This is a genomic window from Microcoleus sp. B13-B6 (genome assembly GCF_036705405.1).
GTDB lineage: Bacteria > Cyanobacteriota > Cyanobacteriia > Cyanobacteriales > Microcoleaceae > Microcoleus.
In genome coordinates this window covers 1-26,567 of sequence record NZ_JAUBUJ010000003.1, presented here as the reverse complement: position 1 = coordinate 26,567, position 26,567 = coordinate 1, and the positions used below count along the sequence as shown (strand labels likewise).

The window sequence follows — 26,567 nt, the reverse complement described above, 5'->3', positions numbered from 1 at the left end:
TGATTAAGTTTTATTGAGTTTTGTTCGCTACCCATATTTTAAACATACATACTGGAAATGCAAGTATTGTCGATCGCCAGCAACAGTAGAACAAACATATGGCAGAACAGACCAACGCCAGCGGGGAATACACTCTCGAATTATCGATACTCATGCCTTGCCTGAACGAGGCAGAAACTTTAGAAATCTGTATCCAGAAAGCGCAGAAGTCCCTGCGCGAACTTGATATTGCCGGCGAGGTCATCATAGCAGACAACGGCAGCACTGACGGTTCTCAAGATATCGCTACCAGAATGGGGGCGCGAGTCGTACCCGTAGCAGCCAAAGGCTACGGCAGCGCCCTGATGGGAGGCATAATCGCAGCGCGCGGACTCTATATTATCATGGGCGACGCTGACGACAGCTACGACTTTTCTAGTCTCGGCGCTTTTGTCGAAAAATTGCGGGGAGGGTGCGATTTAGTGATGGGAAACCGCTTTCAAGGCGGCATCAAACCGGGGGCAATGCCACCACTGCACAAATACTTAGGAAATCCGGTACTTACTTGGGTGGGGCAGCTATTCTTCTCCAGTCCCGCCGGGGACTTTCACTGCGGATTGCGGGGTTTCAGGAGAGACTCAATTTTGAAACTCGACTTGCAAACAACGGGGATGGAATTTGCCAGCGAAATGGTCGTCAAAGCCTCTCTGTACAAGTTGCGAATCACAGAAGTCCCCACCGTACTCTCTCCCGATGGCCGCAGCCGTCCGCCGCACCTGCGAACTTGGCGAGATGGCTGGCGGCACTTGCGATTTCTGTTGCTTTACAGTCCCCGATGGCTGTTCTTGTATCCGGGTGCTTTCCTGATGATTGTGGGTATAATAGTTGGCATTTGGCTGTTGCCCGGTACTCAAAATATCGGGAGTATCAGCTTTGACGTGCATACACTGCTGTATGCTGCGATCGCAATTATCATCGGTTTTCAAGCAGTAACTTTCGCTTTCTTCACCAAAGTTTTCGCCATCAGTGAAAAACTGCTGCCCGAAGACCCCAAACTCAACAAAATATTTCGCTATGTCACCCTAGAGACAGGATTGATTTTCGGAGTCACACTGATATTAATCGGAATAGTTGGCTCGTTCTTGTCATTAACTATCTGGAGTGAAACTGCTTTTGGTTCTCTCGACCCTTCTAAAACTCTGCGTTTGGTTATTCCCTCGCTCACTTGCCTGACTGTCGGTTTGCAGATGGTTTTGTCGAGCTTTTTTCTCAGCGTGCTGGGGTTGAAGCGCAGGTAAAACACTTAAAAGTACAGTTTTGTTATAAATTTCACGAAAGATGATTTAAATTGCCCAAATGCTGTGTTAAATCGAGCGCGAACAATCGGGCTTCAACCAGGTTGTCAGTTCATCTCAAAGCTAAAATTATATGACACTAACTGAAAACAACTCCAGCGAGTATGTTGGCCCCAAGCTAGGCGGTTTCGCAACTAAACTATCTTTGTACGCCCGCCAAAAAATGTTCGATTTGCTCATGGGATTAGCCCATCCCAGCGCCGACACAACGGTGTTGGATGTAGGAGTAACTTCCGACCGCCGCGAAGACTGCAATTTCTTTGAGAAACTTTATCCGCATAAGGACAAAATCACCGCAGTCGGTATGGAAGATGCTGTGTTTTTAGAAGAAGAATATCCAGGTTTAAAATACGTCCGTTCTGATGGATTAAGCTTGCCATTTCCCGACAAAAGTTTTAATTGAGTCGTGAGTTTTGCCGTAATCGAACACGTCGGGAGTCGGACTCAGCAACAAGCTTTTGTTCGGGAACTTTGCCGCGTCGGCAAAACTTGCTGCATCACAACTCCCAACCGGTGGTATCCCGTAGAATTCCACACTGCTGTTCCCCTCATACATTGGCTGCCCCCCTCTTGGTTTCGAGCGTTGCTGAAATTGCTCGGTCAACACTTTTTCGCCCAAGAGGAAAATCTCAACCTTTTATCTGAGAAAGATGTGTTAAAGATACTGCCAGCAGATGCTCGAATTTCTACCAAACATTTCCGGCTTTTCGGTTTGATATCTAATCTGCTCTTTTATGTCATCTAAATATTTGCTACTTACGCTGAACTCCCAAATCCAGCACAAAATTTTCTCCGTCTGCATAAAGCTTCTTTCTCGTTTTTGCTAGTTGTTGCACGTTATCCCGAAAGTCGTGAGCAAGTTGTGATTGCAGTCTAAACCAAGATGACAATCCAGGCGCTGAAGTATCTACATTTGGCGGATGATTGAGACTCCAAGACGAATAAGCTATGTATCGAATAGATTTTGAAACTAAATAGTTCGCTAAAGCTTCATCGCCTTTGAAGACAGGCATTCCGGGAGGCAAACTTGCTCCTCCGGGCCAGTCAGCTAGGAGAATTTGATTGCGTTTAAAATCGAGGATAAAAGGTGTATCTAGCCTGGTTAAAACTGTTTCTCCCTGGGGAATAGACTGTTGCAGCGCTGCATACTGCAACTTTTGCTTAGCTGAAACTAAAGATGGATTCGTTAGTCCGAATTTAATATTTTTCACATAAGCTGAATAAGTATTTTTAGTGATCTCCCAATCGTAGCTGATTGTAAGACCTGCACAAAATACAGCGGCAATAAAAAAGTTAGGAATCCCGTTTGTATTTAACACTCCTGTATCCGTCATGGCAATCATAATTAATATGATAATTGCCGGAAACAGGTGAGAGAATGAATAGCGAAAAGGGTCGGCATTTTCGGTAAGCACCCCTACAACAACAGTTGCCACTAGCGCTGCAACTGTCATAGATAAAGGTGCTTGGCGGTTCGAGAACGAGGATTCTGCTGGTAAATTAGCCAATTTCAGAGGTCGGATACTTAAGCTCAAGCAGCCGAGCAATATCAGTATAAAAACGTAAATACCTCTGAATGCTGCGATGGCTGTTTTAACAGTTCCCAAGAGTGTCGAACCTGATTTGAAAGTAATGCCGTAGGCGGAGGCGTGATAGCCTTTTCCCAAAAGAGGATACAATAAAGTACCTGAAGATTGATACAAAGAAATCATCCAAGGTAGGAGAAATATTCCTACTAATACTGTCGCCAGCGCGAATTCCCAAACAACTTTTTGTTGGGTCTTTGAGCTAATAAAATAGCAAAGGTAGCTAACTGCCAATACAATAGCCGAGGCTGGAATTAGAGAAGATTTTAACGTACAAATTGCGGCGGAGATTAAAGCAATAATACAAGCATTGGAAACCCAAGAGTTGCAGTCTATTTCTTTGGTGTCAATGGTTCTAAACAAACTTAAAAATAAAGCTACAGGCAGCATACTACTTGTAGTGTTTGCCTTGGGTACAGCAATCAATAGGACAAATAAAATTGTAAATATTACTCGTCTAGTGGAGGCTGGATGTTCTTTGAAAAATCCGATAATTAGTCCGATCGTAATTATCAGCGCTAAACCCGGGTCTATGATGTTTAAATTAGTGTCAGAAAGTACGCTGACAATGAAAGTATGGAGAAATGACTGTCCCCCCAAAGATACTATTCTTCTTTCGCTAAAAGGCTCTAGGCCCATAGAACCGAGTTGCAGCATTTTGTGGGGAAATACTAAGTAAGCGTGGTAGTCATCGCTGGTATTAAACCCGTCAGCATACACCATGTTGGCAAAGTTGAGTCTGCCTGTATACACCCATCCCGCGTATTGGATAAAAATCAGTAGGCTGACAGTCGCAATGCCTGCTAAGACTATTTTATCTTTGCGACTTTCTTGAAATAGCTGTGAGAGATTACTGGCGATTGATTGTCTGTGATTTATCAAATCTACTAGACAATAAATGAGTCCCAAACCTAAAAAAAATAAAATTGTGGGTGGCGAGATATTCCAAGTTGCGTTTAATACACCGCCAATGATAAGGCTCAAGGCTAGACCCCAACCTGCTCTTTGTCCCCAGTCCGTTCGCTGGTTGGGAAACAGAATGTGGTTGAGGAATTTCCCCCAACCGATGAGGGATAAAAGCAGGCAAATACCGTAGAAGAATGATATTAGGTATGGAACCATTGCTGTCAAAGCCTATTATATTAAATTGTTAACTTGTGGAGGGATGATTTGTTAAGTTTTGGCGGTGTGTTAGGAATCGTCTTTCATCTTAGAAGACTGTGTGAATTTTGTCAATATACTGTTTTTTGTGTTCGTTGCTGAAGGATGATTTAAAGGTGATTACTATTGATCGGATTGGATACCGGACAGAAATTTATGGGGAGCATCTCACCTTTGCAGCCCTCCGCTAGAAATTGGAGTTTTGAGGCAGGAGGCAGGAGGCAGGAGGCAGAAGGAAAGAGGCAGAAGGAAAGAAGAAGAAGGAAGGAGCCAGAAGAAGGAAGGAGCCAGAAGAAGTATTTTTACAAATATGAGATGCTCCCAATTTATGATTGAGGGAAGTGCGATCGCACTTTTGGTAATAATAAGGGCTTCGGGGAAAAAGGGGTTTTCGGGAAGAGAGGGGCGAGCGCGGGATCTATGCACAAAAGCTAAAATTGAAGCCGTCTTAAAAAGTACGGTAAAAACGAAAAATCTAGGAGGAAGCAGCGCTGGAATGATGATATAGCGGTTCTCAAGCGTGGTGAGGTATGCCCACGGAGGCCACGGAGGCCACGGAGGCCATGAGTACCTCATCTTTCTGAGAAAGGCTATACGTTAAATCCAGGACTTACGCAGACCCGCTATATTTAGTGTGCCTGCACAAATACAATGGCTTGCTACTAATCAACTCGATATTGGCTCACAAGTTGGTCAGGATTCAATTAGAACCGTATAAGTAAAATCGCGTAAGTTAATAGGGAGCGCGCTTATAAAGTGGAAGACGATCACCCAGGACGTGTTCTTCAAAATTTTAAGTGCGAGGGCGACTCCTTTTAAAATAATTAGTTATACCCATTTAATTGGTATAAGGACTAATAACTACTCTTCATAATCGATCAAAACTTGCACCCAGCTTGGCGGTCGCGGAATTGGATTTCCCAAACGATCTAATAGCAGCAAAGCTACTAAATGCACTACAAATAAATAGACAATATTGTTAACTAAAATCATCCCGGCGGCGATCGCCCCAATTGTGTCCAAACTCGGTACATTAAGCCAGCCCAGCTTCACAAACACCCATTCCACCATCTCTGTTACCTGGGCCGTTACGTAAACCCATAGATCTTGACCCACCAACGCTGACAGCAGCCAAAACCGAAAAAAGAAGCCGACAGTACCAATGAGAGCGCCCACACTAATAGAGAGTGACCAACTCGCTTTGCGCCTCCAAAGTCCTCCCAGCGCAACTCCCATAATTCCAAAAGGCATCACGTATAAAATGCTCCGCGTCGGGCCCATCAGTACCGACAGCAGCAAACCCGATACCAAAGCTGCCATCCAAGCTGCTCGGTTGCCCCAGCGCAAGTAAACCAGGGCGATGGGTATCGGGAAAAAAACCCGCAGCAAAGGCCCCAGCGGAAAGTAATAATTTACCAGCCAAATTAAGCTAGCGGTACTTGCCAAAAAAGCCGTTTCTACCAGCCTTAAAGGCGCTTCCCCAGAGGGGCGCTTCCCAGGATCTGGATTTGTACGATCGCCAGCCATTGCTGAAATATCGGCGGTTTCCGGCTCGTTATTTGTACTGGGTGAACTACCCGAATTAGGCGCAGCATCTGCTGACAAAAAATCACTCATCCGATTTTAGATTTTAGATTTTAGATTTTAGATTTTACGGGGCTGGCACCCGATACGGCTGATTCCCGATTTTCCGATTTTAGAGTTTAGATTTTAGATTTTAGGGGACTTGCGCCCCATACGGCTGATTCCCGGTTTCACTGTTTGGATGCCCCGCCGCCAAATTTAATATTGCTCGCAGAAACCGGGTTTAGGTACGAACGCAAGTCTTATTTGAGATGGGTTTTCTCAGCCTAAATTTTCAGCAGCATTATTTTTCGATTTTGACTTCCTGGATTACAAAAACCGAACAAGATGCGTGGTGAACGACATAATTGCTGACGCTGCCGAGGAAAGCTTCTGTGAAGCCCGTGCGGCCACGCCTTCCCAACACTATTAAATCTGCGCCCCAATTTTCGGCTGCTTCACAGATACAATGCCCCGGATCGCCCTCCTTTTTGCAGTCAAATTCTACCTGCAATCCTTGTTTTGCTGCGGCGTCGCAGTAATTTTTGAGCAAGCCCGAAGCCTGTTTTTCCTCGCTTTCCAGCCGCAAACGTTGAGCTTGATAAGCTTGATTCATTAACTCGACATTCATGCCCAAATCTACCGGAATTGGCACTGCCGTCTCGCCCAACGTGTTGACAGTAACGCAGTTAAATAGCATCACTTGGGCCCGATCGCTCAGAGCTAATTCTAAAGCTTGACTGAAGACGCGGTGGCTCAGTTCTGAATCATCTAAGGCAGCGAAAATTTTCTTAAAACTCACAGCTTTACCTCCTGCGGGAAATCATTAATATCAGTTAGTTAACAGAGAGTGCTTTTGAATTAGATTCAATAAAAGCAAACTCTGATACTTCTAGACTAACAGACGCTCTAAGGCGTGCAGGTCGGGAATGCACAAAACGTCACGTTCGCGCTGAATAGTTCCTTTTTTTTCCAGCTTGCTCAGCACTCGCGTTACTGTTTCGCGAGCCAGCCCGCTGAGGCTGCTCAATTCTCTGTGTGGCAGGTTCGGTATTTCTGTACCTCCTGTTTCCATGATTTTTTTGCCTTGCCCCTCTGCCAAAAATAATAGAATATCTGCTACTCGCGAGGTACTGTCAGACTCTCGCAAACGCAGGCGGCGGTTGACTTGTCGCAGGCGACGCGCCATCAGTTGAGCTAGGCGAATGCCTGCTAGCGGCTCGGTATGAATAAGCTGCACAAAATCCTGAGATGGCATATTGCCGATCAGTGTCGGGGCTAGGGTGATGACATCTGTCGATCGCGGTGCTTCTTCGATCGCGGCCATTTCCCCGAATAATTCTCCTTTCCCTAAAATATTCAGTGTTACTTCTTTTCCGTCTAGGTTGTAGGTGCGAATTTTCACCCAACCATCCAATATAAAATACACTGATGTTCCCCAGTCATTTTCGAGTAAAATCACTTGATTCGACGGATGACTGCGGGTAACGATGTGGAGAGTTGCTCTCTCGATTACAGGATCGGGTAATCCTGCAAAAAACGGAGTAGAAACTATCAATTGATTTATATTAGAATTCGGATCTCGGGTGTTAAAGCGGTCTTCCATGAGGCCATCATTTTAATTTACGCGCTTGATCTGCGCTGGGCAGTTAGAAATAGCTTGCAGCCGAGTCATTCGATTTGAGATTCAAGATTTGAGAAACAAGGATCTAAAATCGGCAATTTTACCTCTAAAGTTTTGCGGTCAAAGGCCCAATATGGGAATTAATGGCCTCAAGCTCTGATTGCGAGCTAGAAACTAAAGAATATACCATAATTTTTTAGATATATACCACTGAGCAAATTTTATTAACAAAATTTTAGCAATGTGGCAAACGACTGAGCCGATCGAATTACCGAAGACAAGCACTTCGCGAAGACAAGTTTAACACTGCTGAGAGATTTGTTGTCAGTCAGCCCAGCAGTCGAGAAGGCCAAATCCACGAGCACAAGGGGTGCAAGCACGGCAGACAGCTCCCAAATCCGAGCAACTGCCTAGAACCTGGTAAATGTCAGCACGATCGGCAAAATCCACAGCCCTTGCGAGCCTAAAGACTGGCGCTCTTGGCGAGCGAAACCCACCCACTTCCCAGCAAACTTTTCTGCTACCCCAAGATTATTGTACCATTAGTATCTAGCCATGAATACAGATAAAAGGCTATAATCAAAGGTTACTCAAACCCAGTACACGGGGACAATCCCGAATCTCGGTATCCCAAATCGCAAATTGTTTGAGGTTTTTTCCAAGTCGGTGAAAGATGGAGAGACAGTGGCGCGCCGCCATCCTAACGAAACACGCGGTGACAGTGTGCGGCCCGCCGTTCAAGCGTGTGAAGGCAAAAGTTTGTGGGGTTCGCAGCTATTCCGAGCAGGAATCAGCCTCCGGGTAGGGAAACTCGCCTCTCAGTCCCAGAATTTGACGGCACTTGCCATTGATAGAAGCGGGCATTTGGTGCGAAAGTACCGGTTAACCTATGATAGGCAATAGAAGCTATCCGAAGACAAAAGGTTAATTAACTGTTGTCATAAAATATTAGTGAATTATTGACTGACTCGCATTCAGATTATTCTATCTATTGGCATCGCTGCCGCCTGACAATCAAGCATCCAGGATACAAGCCCCCGGATTCATCCGTCCAGAAATAAAAAACCTGTATCCGATAAAGGAGCCCCCGAATTGATCTCGCGCAAGTCAATGCTTCAATCTAAAATCTAAAATCTAAAATCTAAAATCGATTGACTTCAGTCTTTTTTCGGTAAAGTTTCTCCCAAGCCGCATTCCCAGAGGTTCCGCCCTTGAATTCTCAGAAGTACAAAATTCAAGCACTGATTGCTGAGATAGACGAGGTACTCAGCAAGCCCGCACCCCGCTTGCCTTGGACGGGTTCTCTTGATACTGTCCACCAGCGCCAACTTTTAGAGCGAGTTCGCGCTTATCTGGTTTCCTCAGACTCAAAGCTAACGGCCCCAAAGGCCCCCGCCCGCCCAAATGTCCGCCCGCAACCAGTTCCAGTACCCAAAGTGCCTCTGCCCGCCCCTGGCCCCTCAGCCGCAGAGCAAATCATGCTTGCCGTAACCGGAGAAATCAGCCACCTGCGTTCCAGCCTGACAGGGCCACTCCAAGAAGACATAGAAGCTCTGCGGCAAGAGCAGCAAGCTCTAATTCAAGAAATCAAACTGCTAGAAGCAAAACGGCAGCAGCAACAATCCCTAGCTCAGCAACAAGCCAACCAACAGCAAATCATTGGTGAATTCTTGCAGGTACTGACTGCCCGCTTGGAAGAAACCTTGACTAGCGATTTCTCCCAAATTCTAAGTTCCCTAGAAAATCAGTTATTGCAAAGCAGCGCAGCACCTTACTCTTTGGGCAGTGCGCCTGATGAACAATCGGCTATTGACGTAACAGTTAACCCACAAACCTCAGAAGAACACCCGCTGCTGACGCCGGCTCAGAGGTTGGAGCAAATGCAACTGTTCCAATCTCATGCTGACAGTCTGCTGATGAGTCTCGATTCTAGGATGGCTATCGTGTTCGAGGCTTTGCAAGCAAATCTGCAAAGCTATCAAGCTTCCTTGAGACAAGAACTCGAAAATATGTACGGTTTGAGCCAGCAGAGCGAGGCGATGTTCGCGGCTTTGGTCAACCACTTGGCCTCACAGTTGGGGCGAGAAGCGTCTTCCTACGTTCAACAGCCGATCGATTTAGCAAATAATCTCGAAACCGTCACCCCAACCGCAGCCGATCGATCTTCTGTCGCTCCCGCCATTTCAAATACTGCGATGGAGCACTCAGCCGCAGAGACTCAGACTGGAGACTCGGTGCAGGAAATTCGCACCGGCGAATTCGGAGAACAAGACAGATTTCCCTACGCCGGTACAGAAATTTCTCCGCAATTCAGACAGTTGAGGCGCGACCGCGATCGCATTCAAGCCCCAATTTTGCTCCCGGAGTTGCAAGATAATTTGTTCGATTCTGCACCCGAAACATCGGGAAATGCAACTGAGTTTTCTGGCGGTGAATCGGAGAATAGCTTAACAGAAACCGGCGAAAATATTGAGGATTTGTATGCAAGTTTGTTCGCGGGAGAAGCGGTTCCTGAAGTAGAATTACAAATCGAAAGTACCCCCGTAGAAACTACTGTAATTGAGCCCCAAAGTGAAGGTTTACAAGATCGAGCGTCGGCGGACGAGGAAACTGCCGAATCGCTCAAAATGACCGAAGATTTGTTTGTAAATCTGCTGGATGAAGGCGAATCTCTGGAAGAGATTTTAGTAGATGAAGATTCAGACTTGGTAATGGGTAATTCTGTAGACGCCCTAACTTTAGATACTGCAGATTTATTTGAACCGCAAGGGGCAACAGTACCTCAAGTTTCAGAAGCACCAGCCTCAACCGCCGAGGTGCAACTTGACGCGGACGATCGAGAAAATCTAGAAACGGCTCAAAACCAAGGCGAGCAGTTCGGCGCTACAGTCCCTCAATCAGCAGCTTTGCCGTCGAGAACGCCTGCAGAAATTAGCCCAAACGGCCCCAGTGCCGGGCCCCGTGTGCCGAGTGCCGGTGACGTTCAAACTGGCGAGTTCGACTCATCCTCGCAGGGGCTCGATGATGGGTACATCCAAGCTTCGCCGGACGAGGATTTGCTGCCAGTCGAGGAATTAGAAGATGACCTCGATCGAGCTCTAAATTTGGACAACAATACTCTGGAACTTTTGGAGGCAGACCTCTACAATCTGGAGGGATTGGAAAATACTAGCTTCGGGCGATCGAATTTCTCAGTCGCTAACAGCTTGGATTTATCGGCGAGTTCCTCCGAAGGCATTGCAAACAATCCCTTTGCGGAGGCGGCAGAGGAAGAACTCGGCACGCTGGAGGATTTGTTCTCCGATGTGTTGGAACTCTCCTCTGAGGATGAACCCTTTGTTTTGGAAAACGAACTTGAGGATGATTTGTTTGTTGAGGAAGACGACTCGAATTTGACGCTAGACGAAATTTTGGCTAGTTTGACCGAGACCGATCGACCTTTGACTGATTTTCCCCCTCCAGAAACTGCCGAAACTAGCGAACTGCGATCGAGTCCTCCAGAAAGTAAAAAAAAAACCTAATTTCGACAGAGAGTAAAGCAGGAGTTGTTGAGGGGAAAACCGATTTTAGCGAGTTTGCCGAAACACAGCAGCAAGACTCGACTGGCCATTCTGCCGCAGGTGCGATCGCCCCATCCAGAGAACACCGGAATTCTAGCTGGTATTTGGGCATTGATTTTGGTTCCACTGGCCTGTCTGCGGCTTTGCTCGATCGCACCAGCGGCCAGTTGCACCCGATTTACTGGGAAGCATCGCAGGCTGAGGCTTGGGCAGCAGACGCGAGCTTTCGGATTCCCTCGGCTGCGGTGCTGACGGAAACAGCCCCAGGGAGCCCAGGGTCAGAGGTGACAGTCAAGTCGGTGGGATTCCGACCCCAGGCTTTGCCTGCTGGAGAATTTTTACTGGAAAATTTTAAATGGCCTTTAAAGGTGGGCATTCCTTATCAGCGGGAGGCTGCTGGGATGTACGAACCGCTGTTGCAGTGGTCGCCCTTGGAGACTTTTTCGATCGCCTTGCCGCTGCAAGGTGTGCGGGCACTGCTGGCTACTTTGAATCCGAGTTTGCGGGGACAAAAATTTGCCGAATCGGGGGAAATTTTGGATTCTACACCAAGGGCGAATTTTGTAGGATTGCCAGTTTCTAATTTAATTTGTAGGGCTTCGGGATTGACGCCAGAAACTCTCGATGCGGCGCTTTTAGACTTGCAGGGTGTAATTTTGGGGACTCCGGCCGGCTGGTCGGATGTTTATATGTTTAATCTGCGGGAGGCTGTTTTGGGCGCGTCTCTGGTGGCTTCATGTTCGCAAATTTTTGTGGTGGAAGATGCGATCGCCACTTTGCTTGCTGCTGTAACTCCTGTGAAAAATAACATGGAAGTCGAGTCGTCAGCCGTGGATTCTGCTAAGGGCGGTGAAGAAGCTGCACCGCTGGCTGTGAATGCTTCGTCTTTTAGCGGGGGAACTTTGATTTTGAATGCGGGGGCGGCGACGGTGGAATTAGCTTTAGTTGAGTTGCCGTCCAATCTTCAAGATTTAACTCGTGCTGATTTTACTTGCCACAGTTTTGATGCGGCTGGCGATGCTTTCGATCAGGATATTATCTGTCAGTTGTTGGCTAAAAATGAAACTTGGGGAATGTCGATCGATTTGCCACGTCCTGGTCATCCAGATTTGCCGAGTCGTTATCAATTGCAGCAGCAGTTACAAGGTTCTGCTTTTGGTTTGCAATTGTTAGAGGCGGCAAGGCAAATAAAAGTTATTTTGCAACATCAAAAAAGTTTTGCTTTGGATATTGGCCAGCAGCATTGGGATGTGAAGCGCAAAGATTTGGAAAGTCTGGTTTTAGTGCCTTTTGTGCAGCAGTTGAATCGTGAATTGAATGCTTTGCTCAGCCGCGCCGGAATGTCGCCGGCGGGGATTAATCAGGCGATTTGTGCGGGGGGTATGGGTGCTTGGCCTGCGATCGCCCGCTGGTTGCGGCAGAAGCTGCCGAATGCGATCGTGGTTCAAGACCAGGAATTGCAGGGCGATCGAGATATTTTTGAGATTGACAATTCTGCATTAAATTCTGTATCTCAAAGTACAAATTTCCCCCAAAAAATTGGTCGAGTTGCCTGCGGGTTAGCGAGTTTGGCTCTCTATCCTCAAATTTTGGATGTGTCGCAGCAGCAGTACAGCGACTTTTTTCTGCTGTGGGAATTAATGCAGGTTTTGGGTGAGGAAACTCTGAGCTTTCAGGAAATTTTGCAGTTGTTGGAACGCCAAGGCGTGAATACCCGCACCTGCGAACCCCGAATTTTGCGGATTTTGGAAGGAAATTTGCCGGCGGGGCTTGTGCCTGCGGAGGAAGATTTCATGCTGCTGGCCGAGGAGTCGAGGCAAAATCCTGATTGGGAAGCAATTTTGGCTGAGCCGCTTTTCTTGGAAGATGTCTCGCGGGGTTATCGTTTGAATCTCGAACACGCCTCTGTTGTTCGCGAATATTTAGGCAAACTCGCCTCTAGCAGCCAGCAAAAATTGTTAGAGCCGCTAACACTTGCTTGGGATGTTCGCACCGATATTTATCGCTAAACGGCAAAAAACCCGGTTTCTCAGTAGCACCCTCCCTGTCTTCCGGGAAGAGTCCTAGTCGAAACCAGGTTTTTTTGCATCCAGGACTAACTTTTTTCAGTAAATTTACGTAACTTTACATAAACTTTATACGTTTTTAGAAAAAACACATAGAAACTTTATAAAAGTGTTATGGGTTTTTAAAGATTGTGCAAAGCTGAGTATTTCAGGTTCTGCAGATTTGGGATGGCTAATAAGATGGACGTAAGAGATCGTTAAAGTTGAGACAAATCATATGAAATTTCCGATGGGTGCCTCGTCGAAATCCTCATTATCAGAAATGCTGTCCTTATTTTTTCAAGAATTTACTTACAGAGTCTGTGTATCACAACAACAACATCACCGATCCGTAACGAGCAAGGTAAAACGGTCGATCGATATTTTGGGTTCCTTGCTGGGACTGGCAATTGCTGCAGTGGTGGCGGTGCCGGTGGCAGTGGCGATGCTGTTGGACGATCGGGGCCCGCTACTGTACAGTCAAGTCCGCTGCAGCTTCAAAGGGCGACATTTCAGAATGTGGAAATTTCGATCGATGGTTGTCGATGCAGAAAAGCTCAAACATTTAGTTAGCAACCAAGCCAAGGGTCACATTTTTAAGAATGAAAATGACCCGCGAATTACCCGCGTCGGCCGCTTCTTGCGGTGCACGAGTTTGGACGAGTTGCCTCAATTCTGGAATGTGTTAGTCGGCGACATGAGTTTGGTGGGAACTCGACCGCCCACTCCTGATGAAGTTGCTGCCTATGACGATTTTCACTGGCAACGTTTAAATGTCAAACCCGGGCTGACTGGGGAGTGGCAAGTCCACGGACGGTCTGGAGTTAAAGACTTTAACGATATTGTGCAGATGGATCTCGACTATCAGGGCAAGTGGTCTGTTGTCTACGACATCACTCTGATTTGCAAAACAATTGGGGTGGTCTTGAGTAAAAACGGTGCGTGTTAATAGACTTGCTGTTTTGGGTTGTTTTTGGATTTTAAATTTTAGGAAAAAACAGGGGATGAAATAGTTGGGAACTGATTAAATATATGTTAGTAGAATTAGCGATTGGTGACGCTTACGGTGCGGGTTTTGAATTTGTTGACCAGCAGACGATCGAATTGTATAACAATCTCAACGCTTACCAAAAAATCGGGTCTAAAGCCCCGTCCTTCTAGGACGGCTTTAATTCCCACAAGGTGTGAATAATTGTTAAACATACAGATTTGCAAGTAAAAGTCTTTGTAGAAGTGGTAGGCTATTCCAATGATAGTTTTAGAGTTTAAGTTAAAGGGCAAAACGGAGCAGTATCGGATCATCGACGACATGATTCGGACGGCTCAATTTGTCCGAAACAAAACTCTTAGGTATTGGATAGAAAATCAAGGAGTTAAGTTAGTAGACCTGTACAAACAATGCGCCATCATGGCAAAAGAGTTTGAATGGGCAGGCAAGCTTAATTCGATGGCACGTCAGGCTTCGGCAGAACGTGCCATTTTTGCTATCCAACGTTTCTTTGCTAATTGCAAAGCCAAGAAACCAGGGAAAAAGGGATACCCGCAGTTCAAGAAACATACTCGATCCGTTGAGTATAAAACTTCGGGTTGGGAAATTTCTACCGACAAAAGATGCTTGACACTTAAGGATGGTTTTGCTGCTGGAAGGTTTAAGTTAATCGGTAGTCGGGACTTGCATTTTTATGCACCCAGTGAGATAAAGCGAATCAGAATTGTGCGTCGTGCCGATGGCTACTACGCACAATTTTGTATCAATGCGGAAAGAAAAGAGGAATTCGTTTCTACTGGTGAAATTATTGGAATAGACGTTGGACTAAACCATTTCTATACTGATAGCGATGGCGAAACAGTTGCCAACCCTCGATATCTCCGTAAAAGTGAAAAAGCTTTGAAGAGATTGCAGAAGCGAGTTTCTCGAAAAAAGAAAGGCTCAGGTAATCGGAAGAAAGCGATCAACAAGTTAGGAAGAAAACATCTGAAGGTCAGTCGGCAGCGTAAAGACTTCGCCATAAAGACGGCGTTGTGCGCGGTAAAATCTAACGATTTTGTAGCCTACGAAGACCTTCAGGTGCGGAATATGGTCAAAAATCACAAGCTTGCTAAATCTATTAGCGATGCAGCGTGGTCACAATTGGCTCAGTGGTTGGAGTATTTTGGAAGAGTGTACAGCAAAACAATAATTGCTGTGGCTCCTCAGTATACTTCTCAAACCTGTTCAAATTGTGGAAATCTTGTTAAGAAAACGCTGTCAACTCGAACCCACATTTGTGGTTGCGGTACGATATTGGATCGCGATCACAACGCCGCGAAAAACATTTTGGCGAAAGGGTTGAAGCAGGCAGGAGTTGGCTTTAATTTAAATACGGTGGGGCACACCGAAATCAAAGCTTGGGGACAGACCGATCTCTACTCAATGGTGGCAGCATCAACGAGCAAATCGACTGATTGATCCAAGAATCCCCGCGCCTTCAGGTCGGGGAGTGTCAAACAGACGATACGCAGATGAGTTTAGCCGTCGCAGAAGCTATCGTCAGCCGAGAACCTTGGACGCCGGAACTTTTAGCCAGCAAATTTGTTGCAGCTTTTCACCGCGATCGGCGATTGGGTTATGCTGGCAAATTTTACAATTTTTTGCTACAAGTTCAAGACGGAAAAGAATTTTTAGAAAAAATTCGCTCCGCTAGCGATAAAAGTGGCTCTGCGATGCGAGCAGGCCCCATTGGCATTTTTCCTACTATTGAAAAAGTAATCGAAAATGCTACCGTTCAAGCTGCAATTACTCACAATACTCCCGATGGTATTAAAGCAGCTATAGCGGCCGCTTTGATGTCCCATTACTTTATTTATCAGCTAGGTTTAAAGAAGAATTTGGGAAATTTTCTAGAAAAGCACGTAGCTGGTGAGTGGTCGATACCTTGGCAAGGACAAGTCAGCGTTAAAGGTTTGGTCTGTGTTAGAGCAGCTATTACTGCGGTCATCCGAAATGATAGTATGAGCCAACTGCTCCAAGATTGCATTGCCTTTTCGGGAGATGTCGATACAGTGGCAACTATTGCTTTAGCTGCTGGTTCCTGTAGCAGTGAAATTGCCCAAGACCTGCCAGAAAATCTGGTACAAGGATTAGAAAATAAATTTTACGGCCGAGATTATATCATAGAACTGGATCGACAGTTGATGAATTGCAGGAGCGACTTCTGACTTCTTCCTGATATCTGTGACATCCGTTAAATCCCCATTCACTGCGCGTTGCCGAACTTCTTTCTATTAGGATTAAGCCCAACTGTCACAAATAGGGTTAATTTTTATGTATGTAGTTGCGTTTGGGCGCTCTTTCCTAAGCTAAGAGCGCTAAAGCGCAACTACATACCTTTGTTTAATTTTCCAGTTGGTCTTAGTCCTATCTATTATGAATTTGCCTAATTAAATTACTTTTTCTCGCTGGCTGGGAGTGCCTTTGGTGCAGTAGTTTAACCGCGAATTGAATACTTTGGTCAGCCGTGCGGGAATGTCGCCGGTGGGGATTAATCAGGCGATTTGTGCGGGGGTTATGGGTGCTTGGTCTGCGCCGCTGGTTGCTGCCGAAGCTGCCGAATGCGATCGTGGTTCAAGACCAGGAATTGCAGGTCGATCGAGATATTTTTTAAATCCACAATTCTCCATTAAATTCTGTATCTCAAATTACAAAATTATCAGAAAAAAAAATAGTCTAGTTGCCTGCAGGTTGGGGAGTTTGGCTCTCTATCCTCTAGCAGCAATGCCAAAAATTGTTAGAGCCACTCACAATTACTTGGGATGTTCGCACCGATAGTTATCGGTAAGTATATAGATTTATCATCGCCCTTAGATAAAGATCGTAGGACTTACGCAACTGTCACACTTATGTCAACTTGTATGGTGCGTCAGACCTCGTGGTTATCGGGAGATTATCAAAGATTTAAGGTTTAGGGCAACCCTACCAATTGTGCCAGTTGCGTAAGTTTTGAATAAAAAAAAAGCATACCCAGAACCCGCAGCACTTACAGCATAATTCAGGAGTCAAGAGCGTTGCCCTGACGAAGGCCATAACAGCGAAGAGCCAGAATTAGTTTGTGCTTTTTTCCGTAACAATACTTAATTTTATTCTAAAAGTTATGCTTTTTTAGAATAAATACACACCATCTTTATAAAAGTGTGTTTTTTTTTAAAGATTGTGTAAAGAAGAGTATTTGCCACTTGTGGGAAATTTGGGACTCTCATAGGATGTAAACCAGATTCAGCCATTAAAAATATTTGAGTCTAAAGTCTAAAGTCAAGACCAATTTTTTCATGCTCTTCACAACCTAAGTTTTCACTTTTGGGTAACTACAAATGGTAGCGCAAAACTTTAGTAATCAAAGTTTGGTCGGCAATAACTTTAGTGGGCAAAACCTCAATGGTTCCACATTCTTCAAAGCCCGACTCGAAAACGTCTTGTTCAGGCGCAACGCTCAAGGTATTTCCACTCAACTCAGAGGTACCAACTTTGAAGAGGCATTTCTGCTGAATGTAGATGCAACGAATGCCATCTTTGCTGCCAATACCAACTTTCAACCGGCGACTTTTTATAAAGCGACCTTAGAAAACGTCAATTTCAGTCGGGCAAACCTAACTGGAGTAAATCTGTCGCTGATCAGCACAAAATTCATCAACCTGTCCAACGCCAACCTGACCAATGCCATTCTCCATGAGGCCAATCTCAGCGGCGAACAGTCGGAGCGACCGAACCTAAGGGGAGCAAACTTTACGGGTGCTGATTTCTTTAAGGCGAAGCTGAAAGCGGCTGACTTTACGGGTGCCAATTTGACGAATGCCAAATTCCAGGGTGCTGACATGGAAGGAACCATGTTGATCAATGCGAATTTTACTGGCGCTCAATTCGACGTATCGACTAATCTCACAGACATTATCCTCAGCAACGCCATCTTTGACCTTGCCAACCTGAGTGGGGTTAATATGACCGATACCAACGCACCGGATGGATTGACACTGACAAGTTCTAGCTTTCGCGGAGCCAATTTGAGGGAACTTAGTGCCGAAGATGTCAATCTGGCTGGTGCTAACTTCAGCGCCCATGCAAATGGTACGCGCACTCAAATGGGTGGTGCTAGTTTCGCAGATTCTGAGTTGAACAACGCGAACCTGAGTCAGGTGATTGCAGAAGGCATATTCCTGGACGGTGCTGATTTGAGCAATGCAATCCTGGTTGGTGCCGATCTCAGCAATGCCAACCTGAGTGGAGCAATTCTCGTTGGCGCTAACTTGACGGGTGGAGTCCAGTTAGACAACGCTTTTATTGAGAAGAGCAATGTGGCTGGAGCCAACTTTACAGGGGCAAACCTGGCAGGCGCAAACCTGAAGGAGGCGGTTGGAGATAACCTGACCAAGTTTAGAAACGTCAATCTGTCAGGTGCCAGCCTGGAAGTGGGGAGTTTTATCGGTGCCGACTTCACCAATGCCAACTTAACTAATGCCAACCTGGTCAAAGCCAACTTCACCGGTGCTGTTATGGTCGGGGCGAACATGACCGGGGTCAATGCAGTCGATGTTGTGGGTCTGACGATGGGGACTAGCGGCACCGATACCGTCACTGGAACCGGAGGCGACGATAATCTCTTCGGGCTCGACGGCAATGACGCCCTCAACGGCGGTGATGGGGATGATTACCTCGATGGCGGTAGCGGTGTTGATATCCTGACGGGTGGCCCGGGCAATGATGCGTTGTTTGGTGCTGCGGGAAATGACACCCTCACAGGCGGTGGTGGCAGAGATACCATTCACTACCGCAGTGGTCATGGTTCCGATCGCGTGAATGGTTTCACCCTCGGAGCCAGCGGAGACATCCTATCCTTCAGTGGCATTGCAGCGATCGATGTGGTGCCATCTGGCGCGAACACTCAATTGCGATCGGGCAATGGCATTGCTGGCGATGCCGGTTTTGGCACAGGCGCGCTGTTGATCACGCTAGCTAACACTTCATTTACGGCAGCTCATATCAGCACTAATGTCAGTTCGACCAATCGTCCGCTCTTCCAGTTCTCGTAACGTCAGAGCAACGGGAGTTCAACGGCCGATCTGAGGGGACTCACGATCTATCTAGTCGGAGCAATTGTCATCATGACAATGCTTTGACAGGAAGGCTTTTCGATATTTTTATTCAGGCGATCGACCGGACATAATATCAACCGGAGTTTGTGTGATGACTTCTCGCATTTTATTTTTCCTTTCCATGCCTCGGCATCCCCCCTTTCGATGTTGGAAAGGGGGGAATGGTAAGGATTGTCAACGGTAACGAAGCACCGAATTCTAAGGCGCATGAATCACTTTTGTGCGTTGTCGCAAGTTCACATAACACTACGAAACACTGACATAACAACAGGAGAAAATTATGGCTATCAGAAATGGAACAGAACTGCCCGATACTCTGACCGGAACCAATAACGCCGATGTGATTCGCGGCTTTGGCAAGGAAGATCTGTTGTATGGCTTAGGCGGTAACGATAGCATCTACGGTGGAGAGGATAAAGACACTCTATATGGTGCTGCTGGAGCCGATCGACTATTTGGGGAAAACGGCGAAGACGATCTATATGGTGATGATGGTAACGACTTCCTCTACGGTGGGCTGGAGAAGGACAACCTGCATGGTGGAATCGGAGCCGATCGACTTTTTGGCGATTCCGGCGAAGACTCATTGTATGGCGAAGATGGCAATGACATCCTGTACGGAGGCTCAAATGCCAACGATGCCAACGATGGTAAAGATTTCCTCGATGGTGGGGCTGGAAGAGACCAACTCTTTGTAGGTTTCGAGGATACGGGGTTTGGTGGTGCTGGCGATGACACCGTTATTGGTGGCTTTACCGATGACAAAATCTACGGCGATGATGAAAAAGGCGAAATTTTTGGGGGAGCAGATTCCCTGGTTGGCGGCAGCGGCAACGACACCCTCTACGGAGAAGGCGACAGCTTAGCAGGCGGCGGCAACGATACCCTCGATGGTGGCATAGGCGACGACGCCCTCTACGGCTATGCCGGAAGTGACTCCCTGTTTGGTGGCGATGGTATTGACTTCCTCGATGGTGGCGATGGCAATGACATTCTCGACGGTGGTGCTGGCACCAGCACTCTGATCGGTGGCGCTGGCTTAGAAACCATCAGGGGTGGCGCTGAAGGCGACTTCATTGATGGCGGAGAGGGGAATGACAACCTCAATGGTCTGGGTGGCAATGACACTATCTATGGCGACTACGGAGTTGCTGAAACACTGGCTGGCGATGACATCCTCAATGGTGCTGCAGGCGATGACTTCTTGGATGCTGGTGCAGGAGTCGATCGTGTCATCGGTGGTGCTGGCATTGACCTGCTTTTTGGCGGCGAAGATGCGGAAACTCAAACCGCCCGCGACACTCTAACCGGCGGGGCTGACACCGACTACTTCCAGTTGCTGTTCACCGATTTTGTGCCCGAACCCATCGATCCCGGTGAGCCAGTTATTACTCCTCCTGCTGGTGACTACATCGTTGACTTCTTGAAAGGGACTGACTACTTCTTACTGGAGGGGATTACCTTTGAGCAGCTATCGTTCCAAAACATCTCGCTGACAGTTAACGGGGTTGCTACTCCGAGTACCCGGATCTACGTCACGCCTCAAGCCGGAATTCCGATTTCTCAAGCGGAAACCCTAGCTGTGGTTCAAGGAGTGCGTCAATTTAACGCCTCGCATTTCGTTGAGGAACCACTCATTTAATTAACGGGACTTAAACAAATTTTAAGCCCAAACCCAGCGCAAACTGGCTTTAGACGCGGTAAGTAAGTTCATGTTTTCTTGCCACCACCGCGCAAATCTATATTCTGTCCCTTGACAGTTTTTATCTCCTGCTGTCTCTTTAAAGGCAACAGGATTTTAGTCTTTGAGCAGGAATCCGCAGATTCTTTTTCTTCATGCTAATTTCCCTGCCCAGTTTGGCCTTCTCGGTAGCCACGATCGCCAAAGATTACCCTGAGCTAGTGAACTCTGTTTCCGAATGTTTCTAGCCAGTTACGATCGCCAATCGGCAGTAAAATCGAATTCGATCGCGCGAGGCGACACAACAAATTGAGCCGATAAATTATCCAATCTTGTGACAACTATAGTCAGAAGGTTTTTTAATTAAGTAAATCCACCTGATTATAAGTCGTGTAAATGTTAAATTAAGGAAAGCCTTCGTAGAGTAGCCCTTAATTTTTGATTTATGAATTTGCCTAATTTGATTACTTTTTCTCGCTTACTGGGAGTGCCTTTTCTGCTCTACGGTTTGTACGACCCAAGCGCGCAAAGCCGCTGGATTTGCACCGCAATTTTTGTGGTAGCTGCGGCTACTGATTGGCTGGACGGCTATTTGGCTAGGAAGCTGAATCAAATTACCGATTTGGGTAAGTTTCTCGATCCTTTGGTGGATAAATTGTTGGTGCTCGCGCCGCTTTTGGTATTGATTGAGTTGGGGAAAATCCCGGCTTGGGGAGTGTTTTTGATTTTTGGTCGGGAGTTGACCATTGCGGGGTGGCGTGTTAATAAAACTACGATTTCGGGAGCTAATATTTGGGGCAAATTGAAGACGGTGAGTCAGATTGTGGCGATCGCACTTTTAATTGCTCCTTTGTCTGAAGCGTGGAATTTTCCCGCATTAATTGCTTTTTGGGTTTCTGTGGCTTTAACTTTGATTTCTGGCGCTATTTATCTGTGGCCGGAACAGGAAATAAAAGAAAAGTAAGGGAGTTTTATATCATTAAACACGCGCTTTCCCCCAGTCCGGCAGGGGTTGAAACCCCTGCCTCAAAGCGAAAGTCCTCTAAAGAGGACTGTTAAAATCATCAGTCCTCTTTAGAGGACTTTAGCTATTAGCCGGGGGTTTAAACCCCCGGCGGACTTGTGGAAAAGCGAGGATTTATCAAGATTACTTCACTTTAATAATGGCTCCCAGATTTCCGATAGTGCACCGCTGTCACGCCGTCATTTTTCAGCAAATGACCGTTTTCAACCGCTGCATAAACTACCCAGTGATCGCCGCATTCCATCCGACTTATCACTTCGCATTCCAGATAAGCTAGAGCCTCAGTCAAAACCGGACAGCCGTTGCTAGCTTCCATTGTTTCGACTCCGGCAAATCTGTCTTCTCCCGGAGCAAAGTTTTTCATGAAATACTTCCGCAACTGTCGCCCTTCGGCTAAGATATTCAGCACAAATTTATCTCCGGCATACATCAAAGCTTCGATCGATCGATCTTTCGCCACCGCAATCGTCACACCGGGCGGATTAAACGTTGCTTGCGACACCCAGGAAGCCAGCATCGCACTGGCGACTTCCCCCCGCTTCGCCGAGAGTACGCACAGCGAACCAACCAATCTCCCTACTGCTTGTTCAGTACGATCGCTACCGGCTGCTAACTGCGGTTTCGGTGCCCGCAATTTTTGCGATCGAATCAAAGCTTGAGCAAAATCCGTTCCCGCTTCTTTGCACTCGTGAATCGTCGCCGCCGTCGGCGTAAATTTGGCTCGAATCGGCTCAAATCCAATTCGATAGCCAGCATCTTTCAGCTTGTTTTCCACTAAGTCGATCGCCTCTCCACTCCAGCCAAAAGAACCGAAAACCCCTGCTAATTTGCTCTTAGTTGCGGTAGATAAAACAATTCCCAAAGCAGTTTGAATTTGCGTCGGAGCGTGTCCTGCTAGCGTCGGGGTTCCGATGATAAATCCCGCGCATTTTTCGATCGCCTCTTGAATTTCTCCCGGTTCGGCAAATTCGCAGTTGATACTTTCCACCGCAACGCCCGCTTTCGTAATTCCTTTGGCGATCGCCTGGGCTAAAGTAGCCGTATTTCCGTAAGCAGAAGCATAAATCAAAGCAACTGTCAAGTCTTTTGAATTTTGTTGCTGGCTCCATTCCCGATACAAATTGCTCAGTTCATTAAGGCCGTAACGGACGATCGGGCCGTGACCGGGAGCATAAAATGCTGCTGGTAAATCGGCGAATTTATCCATTGCAGTCAGCACTTGTTTGGCCTGAGATGCGTGCAGGGAATCGTAATAATAGCGCCGATCTTCGCTGTAAACGCTCCACCCTTCATCGAATACTTGGTCGCCGCAAACGTGAGCTCCAAACAGTTTGTCAGTGAACACGATTCGAGTTTGCGGATCGTAGGTGCAAAGTTGATCGGGCCAGCGAGGAGTCGGAGTCGCAATGAATTTTAAGGCGTGACCTTTTCCTAAGTTGAGAGTTTCTTCTCCCCGAACGATCATAATGTTTAACTCTTGTTCGGGAAAAGCGGCGCGCAAACTAATTGCGGCGGGATTCGTGCAAACCAAAGCTACTTCAGGAGCTAAATCTAACAGACCTTTAATTGTTACTGACCTGTTAGCATTGAAATGCCCCAAAATTATGTAATCCAGCTTGGTCAAGTCCACCCGTTGCTGCAAAAATTCCAGGTAATTTTGAGTAAAAGATTCCCCAGGCGGGTCGAACAAAGCAGTTTTGTCAGCTTGAATAATGTAGCTATTGGCTGTCGTACCCTTTTGCAGCGAATACTCGACTTCAAATTTGAGTCGATCCCAAGTGCGCGATCGCAGAATAAAAGTATCGAGTGCGATCGGGATAAACTGTACGTCGCGGGGTTTGGCATCAGATGCGAGTCTAGGAGTCAAAGTGTTAGTCATTAATTGCACCTATGAGAAACTGAACTACAGAACTTCTTTTGATTTCGTGCCAAAACTTGGTATCTACAATATCAAACCTTGCGCCTCTACCCTGTAAATTGGTATCCAGGTCAATCAGAAATTCCCTGGTTTTCAAATCATCCCCAATTTGGATAAAGCTCACTCCAATTTCTTCGTCTTTATCTATTTTATTTGCTGCACTTACAATAATTTCGGCAACAGCAGCGGTATTTTCGGGTTTTTGATCTAGGACTACAACAATTATTGCTCCGTTCTTGCCTTTGGCATTTGGTTGGCTGGCGAAATAATCGTTAAAAGTTGCTTTCAGAGCTTCTTCCAAATTAATTTCAGTGGGGTTTGCTGAATCCGGTTGCGTATTTTGTCGCTGCAAAATTTCAGCTAACCGGGCAACATTTGAATTTTTATACTCCCACATCGGAGTAGAAGCTTCATAAAGGGTGATGCCGTCGCTGTCAAATTGCTGACATTTTTTTGCTAAGTCAATCAGAGATGCCTGTGCTTCTACCCACTCCTGATACCAAGGATGTTGAGGGTCTCTGCTGGCATCGCTTCTGGCAATAATAATTGTGTAATCTCGGTCTTCTAAAAGATTGGCAGGCATTGGCAATTCCCCTATTAAAATGGAGTCTAAATGACAACGGTTTGCCCGGTTTGCTGCTGGTGGCGCACCCAACACCCAGAAACCCCGTAAGGTGCGCCACCAGCACCCAAAGGTGAGAGTTTTTGCGTAGCCAGTTGCGTCTTGGACTGTAATTGTAGGGTGCGTCAGTAGATAATCGATGATGAAGTCGAATAAAACATCGGCTGACGCACCTTACTAATACGTTTGGGGTGTGTTGATTCAGACAGTCAATCAATATATCGTTGAATTTCCCCTTTGCACCTGACAACAGCCAACAGCCAACAGTCAACTGACAACAGTCAACTGTCAACCGTCAACTGACATCCTAATAGTGATTTCCCACTTTGCGGTGGTGAACAGCAGGCAGTGCATCGGGATTGGATACGCGACCGTTATCGACGATCGCATATACGATATGATGATCCGAAAGTTCCATCCGGCTCACTACTTCGCATTCCATGTAAGCCAAGGAATCTGTCAAAATCGGAGAACCGTTGGTTGCTGGTTGAGTTTTAACTCCGGCAAATCGATCGGCACCAGGAGCAAAACGCTTTAAAAAGTGTCTCATCAAGGTTTGATAATTGCCTTCTTCGAGCACGTTGAGAACAAATTTATCTCCCGCGTGCATCATCGATTCGATCGCCCGATCCTTGGCAACTGCTATTGTTAAACCCAGCGGTTTAAAGCTGGCTTGCGTTACCCAAGAAGCCAACATCGCACCGCTAACCTCGCCTTTTTGAGCGGTGATGATGTACAGTCCGCCGCTGATCCGTCCCAAAGCTTTATCGAGGTCGCTGTCGAGGGCCTTCATCTGTTTGACAGCCTTGTCCCGCGTCAGCCACTGTCCCAAGTCGGTGCCGGCTTCGTCGCAAAGTTGATAACTCGCTTCTGTCGGTGATTCTTTAATCAAAATGTTGGGAAATGCTTCTTTTAAACCCAACTCTTTGAACTTGTTTCGCAGCGGGTAAATCGATGCGTCATCGCCACCGCCGGATTCGCACAAACCGAAAGATTGTTTGTTGTTAGCAGCAACTAAAATTGTGTTGATAGCAGCTTCGGCATTCACAGCAGCAGTACCACTACTCGGCGGCGAACAAATCACGATACCGGCGGCGGTACCGACAAGTTCGCGGACTTCTTGCAAGTCGGCGATTCTCAAATCCATCATTTCCACAGCAACACCGGTTTTGGTGATACCGTGGGCGATCGCTTGGCTGAGTCGATCGCTCCATCCGTAGTCGGAAGTGTAAAATACCGCTACAGTGGTTTCTGCCTTAGCTTGCGCTTGGCTCCACTTTTTGTAGCGTCCGGTAAGTTCCACCACATTGTGCCGCAGCAGCGGCCCGTGACCGGTTGCTACTGTACCAATTTCTCCCAACTCTGCCATCCGCTTCATCGCAGCGAGTACCGATCGAGCATTGGGAGCCATCAAACACTCATAATAAAAGTGGTAATCTTCCTCAACTGCTGCTAAATCGTCATCGAATGTACTGTCGGAACAGTAGTGCATCCCGAAAGCATCGCAGGTAAACAGCACTTGAGTTTTGCTGTCGTAGCTGAAAATAGTATCGGGCCAGTGCAAGTTCGGCGCCGATACGAATTCGATAATGTGGTCGTTTCCTAAATCTAGTTTGTCCCCGTTTTTTACTACCAATCGCTCAAATGGTTGGTGTACAAGGTTTTCTAAAAATTGAATTGCTACTTTCGCCCCCACGACAATTGCTTGGGGTGCCAGCGCCAGCACGTCTTTGACTAAACCGCTGTGGTCTGGTTCCGTGTGGCTGATAATTAGATAGTCAATCTCTTTGGGGTCAATTTCGCCCGTCAGAGTTTCCATGTATTGCTGGCGAAACTTCTCGTGCGACGTATCGACGAGGGCTGTTTTTTCACCGCGAATAATGAATGAGTTGTAAGTTGTACCGTTTTTGAGTCCGAATTCGATGTCAAAGCGGTCTCTCTCCCAGTCCAGGCATCGAATTGCCGTTGTATCAGGGGCAATTTCGACTTTTTCCACCGTCAATCTGCGTTGGACTCGTTCAGTCAGCGCTACCATCAGTGCCTCCTTGTCTTTTACCCATTACCTTATTGTTTCCATTCTGACACGTTTCTTTTGTAAATCTTTATCAAATTTCCTATCACTCAGTTAAGCATCCCAAAAGTGATCTCTCTCTCTTGACAAAAAGCTAATATATGTGGTAGAGAAACCAAGTTCGATCGGTTTGGCGATCGACGTACTGAGTTTTGCATGGAAATTGCGATCGAGCAGTCAGTTAGGATCGCGAATTAAATAACTTACAATTTTAATTGTTATTGTGGGATGGGCGTCCCGCCCGTCCAAAAAGGA

The 26,567-nt window shown here is 46.6% G+C and carries 22 protein-coding genes; 14 read left to right on the top strand and 8 right to left on the bottom strand.

Annotated elements, in window-relative coordinates:
* Positions 1–98: 98 nt before the first annotated feature.
* From QUB35_RS02145 to QUB35_RS02135, 3 genes are all read left to right on the top strand, one after another.
* Positions 99–1,277: a glycosyltransferase family 2 protein gene (locus QUB35_RS02145; protein ID WP_333138931.1), complete on the top strand. Its 1,179-nt coding sequence runs from the start codon at positions 99–101 to the stop codon at positions 1,275–1,277.
* 130 nt (positions 1,278–1,407) lie between these two features.
* A complete protein-coding gene (locus QUB35_RS02140) occupies positions 1,408–1,737 on the top strand; it encodes a hypothetical protein (protein ID WP_333138929.1) in 330 nt (109 codons plus the stop codon).
* Between the two features lie 3 nt (positions 1,738–1,740).
* Positions 1,741–2,079 carry a hypothetical protein gene (locus QUB35_RS02135; protein WP_333138927.1) on the top strand — a complete coding sequence of 113 codons (339 nt, stop codon included), beginning with the start codon at positions 1,741–1,743 and terminating at the stop codon, positions 2,077–2,079.
* Between the two features lie 7 nt (positions 2,080–2,086).
* Here the strand turns inward: QUB35_RS02135 and QUB35_RS02130 are convergent, their stop codons facing one another.
* Positions 2,087–4,042, bottom strand: coding sequence for a hypothetical protein (locus tag QUB35_RS02130; protein WP_333138925.1), 1,956 nt, complete (start codon positions 4,040–4,042; stop codon positions 2,087–2,089).
* A 195-nt stretch (positions 4,043–4,237) separates the two neighbouring features.
* Here QUB35_RS02130 and QUB35_RS02125 point away from each other — a divergent pair, with 195 nt between their 5' ends.
* The gene (locus tag QUB35_RS02125) at positions 4,238–4,417 is read left to right on the top strand and encodes a hypothetical protein (protein WP_333138923.1); all 180 of its coding nucleotides are present in this window, start codon (positions 4,238–4,240) and stop codon (positions 4,415–4,417) included.
* Positions 4,418–4,942: 525 nt separating this feature from the next.
* On the opposite strand, the gene QUB35_RS02120 is transcribed toward QUB35_RS02125, so the two are convergent.
* The 3 genes from QUB35_RS02120 to QUB35_RS02110 all read right to left on the bottom strand — a co-directional run bounded on the left by QUB35_RS02120 (position 4,943) and on the right by QUB35_RS02110 (position 7,250).
* On the bottom strand, positions 4,943–5,698 hold the full coding sequence (locus QUB35_RS02120; protein ID WP_333138921.1) for a DUF2232 domain-containing protein: 756 nt from the start codon (positions 5,696–5,698) through the stop codon (positions 4,943–4,945).
* A 250-nt stretch (positions 5,699–5,948) separates the two neighbouring features.
* A complete protein-coding gene (locus QUB35_RS02115; RefSeq protein WP_333138919.1) occupies positions 5,949–6,446 on the bottom strand; it encodes a universal stress protein in 498 nt (165 codons plus the stop codon).
* 90 nt (positions 6,447–6,536) lie between these two features.
* Positions 6,537–7,250, bottom strand: a complete 714-nt coding sequence (locus QUB35_RS02110) for a Crp/Fnr family transcriptional regulator (RefSeq protein ID WP_333138917.1) — start codon at positions 7,248–7,250, stop codon at positions 6,537–6,539.
* 660 nt (positions 7,251–7,910) lie between these two features.
* Here QUB35_RS02110 and QUB35_RS02105 point away from each other — a divergent pair.
* The 7 genes from QUB35_RS02105 to QUB35_RS02075 all read left to right on the top strand — a co-directional run bounded on the left by QUB35_RS02105 (position 7,911) and on the right by QUB35_RS02075 (position 16,071).
* Positions 7,911–8,171, top strand: coding sequence for a hypothetical protein (locus QUB35_RS02105; RefSeq protein ID WP_333138915.1), 261 nt, complete (start codon positions 7,911–7,913; stop codon positions 8,169–8,171).
* A 308-nt stretch (positions 8,172–8,479) separates the two neighbouring features.
* Positions 8,480–10,789, top strand: a complete 2,310-nt coding sequence (locus tag QUB35_RS02100; RefSeq protein ID WP_333138913.1) for a hypothetical protein — start codon at positions 8,480–8,482, stop codon at positions 10,787–10,789.
* A gap of 143 nt (positions 10,790–10,932) precedes the next feature.
* On the top strand, positions 10,933–12,837 hold the full coding sequence (locus QUB35_RS02095) for a hypothetical protein (RefSeq protein WP_333138912.1): 1,905 nt from the start codon (positions 10,933–10,935) through the stop codon (positions 12,835–12,837).
* 274 nt (positions 12,838–13,111) lie between these two features.
* Complete coding sequence (locus QUB35_RS02090) at positions 13,112–13,822, top strand: sugar transferase (RefSeq protein ID WP_333138910.1); 711 nt, start codon at positions 13,112–13,114, stop codon at positions 13,820–13,822.
* An 83-nt stretch (positions 13,823–13,905) separates the two neighbouring features.
* Positions 13,906–14,034 carry a hypothetical protein gene (locus QUB35_RS02085; protein WP_333138908.1) on the top strand — a complete coding sequence of 43 codons (129 nt, stop codon included), beginning with the start codon at positions 13,906–13,908 and terminating at the stop codon, positions 14,032–14,034.
* Positions 14,035–14,122: 88 nt separating this feature from the next.
* Positions 14,123–15,322 carry a transposase gene (locus QUB35_RS02080; protein WP_333138906.1) on the top strand — a complete coding sequence of 400 codons (1,200 nt, stop codon included), beginning with the start codon at positions 14,123–14,125 and terminating at the stop codon, positions 15,320–15,322.
* On the top strand, positions 15,319–16,071 hold the full coding sequence (locus tag QUB35_RS02075) for an ADP-ribosylglycohydrolase family protein (RefSeq protein ID WP_333138904.1): 753 nt from the start codon (positions 15,319–15,321) through the stop codon (positions 16,069–16,071). Before QUB35_RS02080 ends, QUB35_RS02075 begins: the two co-directional genes overlap by 4 nt.
* A 1,143-nt stretch (positions 16,072–17,214) precedes the next feature.
* On the opposite strand, the gene QUB35_RS02070 is transcribed toward QUB35_RS02075, so the two are convergent.
* Positions 17,215–17,343, bottom strand: a complete 129-nt coding sequence (locus QUB35_RS02070; protein WP_333138902.1) for a hypothetical protein — start codon at positions 17,341–17,343, stop codon at positions 17,215–17,217.
* Between QUB35_RS02070 and QUB35_RS02065 the strand changes: the two genes are divergently transcribed.
* From QUB35_RS02065 to pgsA, 3 genes are all read left to right on the top strand, one after another.
* On the top strand, positions 17,323–18,933 hold the full coding sequence (locus QUB35_RS02065; RefSeq protein WP_333138900.1) for a pentapeptide repeat-containing protein: 1,611 nt from the start codon (positions 17,323–17,325) through the stop codon (positions 18,931–18,933). The genes QUB35_RS02070 and QUB35_RS02065 overlap by 21 nt on opposite strands.
* A gap of 343 nt (positions 18,934–19,276) precedes the next feature.
* Positions 19,277–20,638 (top strand): calcium-binding protein, encoded by a 1,362-nt coding sequence (locus QUB35_RS02060; RefSeq protein ID WP_333138898.1) that lies wholly within the window; start codon positions 19,277–19,279, stop codon positions 20,636–20,638.
* 484 nt (positions 20,639–21,122) lie between these two features.
* A complete protein-coding gene (gene pgsA / locus QUB35_RS02055; RefSeq protein WP_333138896.1) occupies positions 21,123–21,641 on the top strand; it encodes a CDP-diacylglycerol--glycerol-3-phosphate 3-phosphatidyltransferase in 519 nt (172 codons plus the stop codon).
* Between the two features lie 193 nt (positions 21,642–21,834).
* Here the strand turns inward: pgsA and QUB35_RS02050 are convergent, their stop codons facing one another.
* The 3 genes from QUB35_RS02050 to QUB35_RS02040 all read right to left on the bottom strand — a co-directional run bounded on the left by QUB35_RS02050 (position 21,835) and on the right by QUB35_RS02040 (position 26,276).
* A complete protein-coding gene (locus tag QUB35_RS02050) occupies positions 21,835–23,580 on the bottom strand; it encodes a diflavin flavoprotein (RefSeq protein ID WP_333138894.1) in 1,746 nt (581 codons plus the stop codon).
* Entirely contained in the window at positions 23,573–24,202 is a 630-nt protein-coding gene (locus QUB35_RS02045; protein ID WP_333138892.1) for a hypothetical protein, read from the bottom strand. The genes QUB35_RS02050 and QUB35_RS02045 overlap by 8 nt, the downstream gene beginning before the upstream one ends.
* 346 nt (positions 24,203–24,548) lie before the next feature.
* Positions 24,549–26,276 (bottom strand): diflavin flavoprotein, encoded by a 1,728-nt coding sequence (locus QUB35_RS02040; RefSeq protein ID WP_333138890.1) that lies wholly within the window; start codon positions 26,274–26,276, stop codon positions 24,549–24,551.
* Between the last annotated feature and the right edge of the window lie 291 nt (positions 26,277–26,567).

Coding starts and splice junctions, on each gene's coding strand:
- QUB35_RS02145 (WP_333138931.1), top strand. CDS start 99: ATGGCAGAACAGACCAACGCCAGCGGGGAATACACTCTCGAATTATCG.
- QUB35_RS02140 (WP_333138929.1), top strand. CDS start 1,408: ATGACACTAACTGAAAACAACTCCAGCGAGTATGTTGGCCCCAAGCTA.
- QUB35_RS02130 (WP_333138925.1), bottom strand. CDS start 4,042: ATGGTTCCATACCTAATATCATTCTTCTACGGTATTTGCCTGCTTTTA.
- QUB35_RS02125 (WP_333138923.1), top strand. CDS start 4,238: ATGGGGAGCATCTCACCTTTGCAGCCCTCCGCTAGAAATTGGAGTTTT.
- QUB35_RS02120 (WP_333138921.1), bottom strand. CDS start 5,698: ATGAGTGATTTTTTGTCAGCAGATGCTGCGCCTAATTCGGGTAGTTCA.
- QUB35_RS02110 (WP_333138917.1), bottom strand. CDS start 7,250: ATGGAAGACCGCTTTAACACCCGAGATCCGAATTCTAATATAAATCAA.
- QUB35_RS02090 (WP_333138910.1), top strand. CDS start 13,112: ATGAAATTTCCGATGGGTGCCTCGTCGAAATCCTCATTATCAGAAATG.
- QUB35_RS02085 (WP_333138908.1), top strand. CDS start 13,906: ATGTTAGTAGAATTAGCGATTGGTGACGCTTACGGTGCGGGTTTTGAA.
- QUB35_RS02080 (WP_333138906.1), top strand. CDS start 14,123: ATGATAGTTTTAGAGTTTAAGTTAAAGGGCAAAACGGAGCAGTATCGG.
- QUB35_RS02060 (WP_333138898.1), top strand. CDS start 19,277: ATGGCTATCAGAAATGGAACAGAACTGCCCGATACTCTGACCGGAACC.
- pgsA (WP_333138896.1), top strand. CDS start 21,123: ATGAATTTGCCTAATTTGATTACTTTTTCTCGCTTACTGGGAGTGCCT.
- QUB35_RS02050 (WP_333138894.1), bottom strand. CDS start 23,580: ATGACTAACACTTTGACTCCTAGACTCGCATCTGATGCCAAACCCCGC.
- QUB35_RS02045 (WP_333138892.1), bottom strand. CDS start 24,202: ATGCCTGCCAATCTTTTAGAAGACCGAGATTACACAATTATTATTGCC.
- QUB35_RS02040 (WP_333138890.1), bottom strand. CDS start 26,276: ATGGTAGCGCTGACTGAACGAGTCCAACGCAGATTGACGGTGGAAAAA.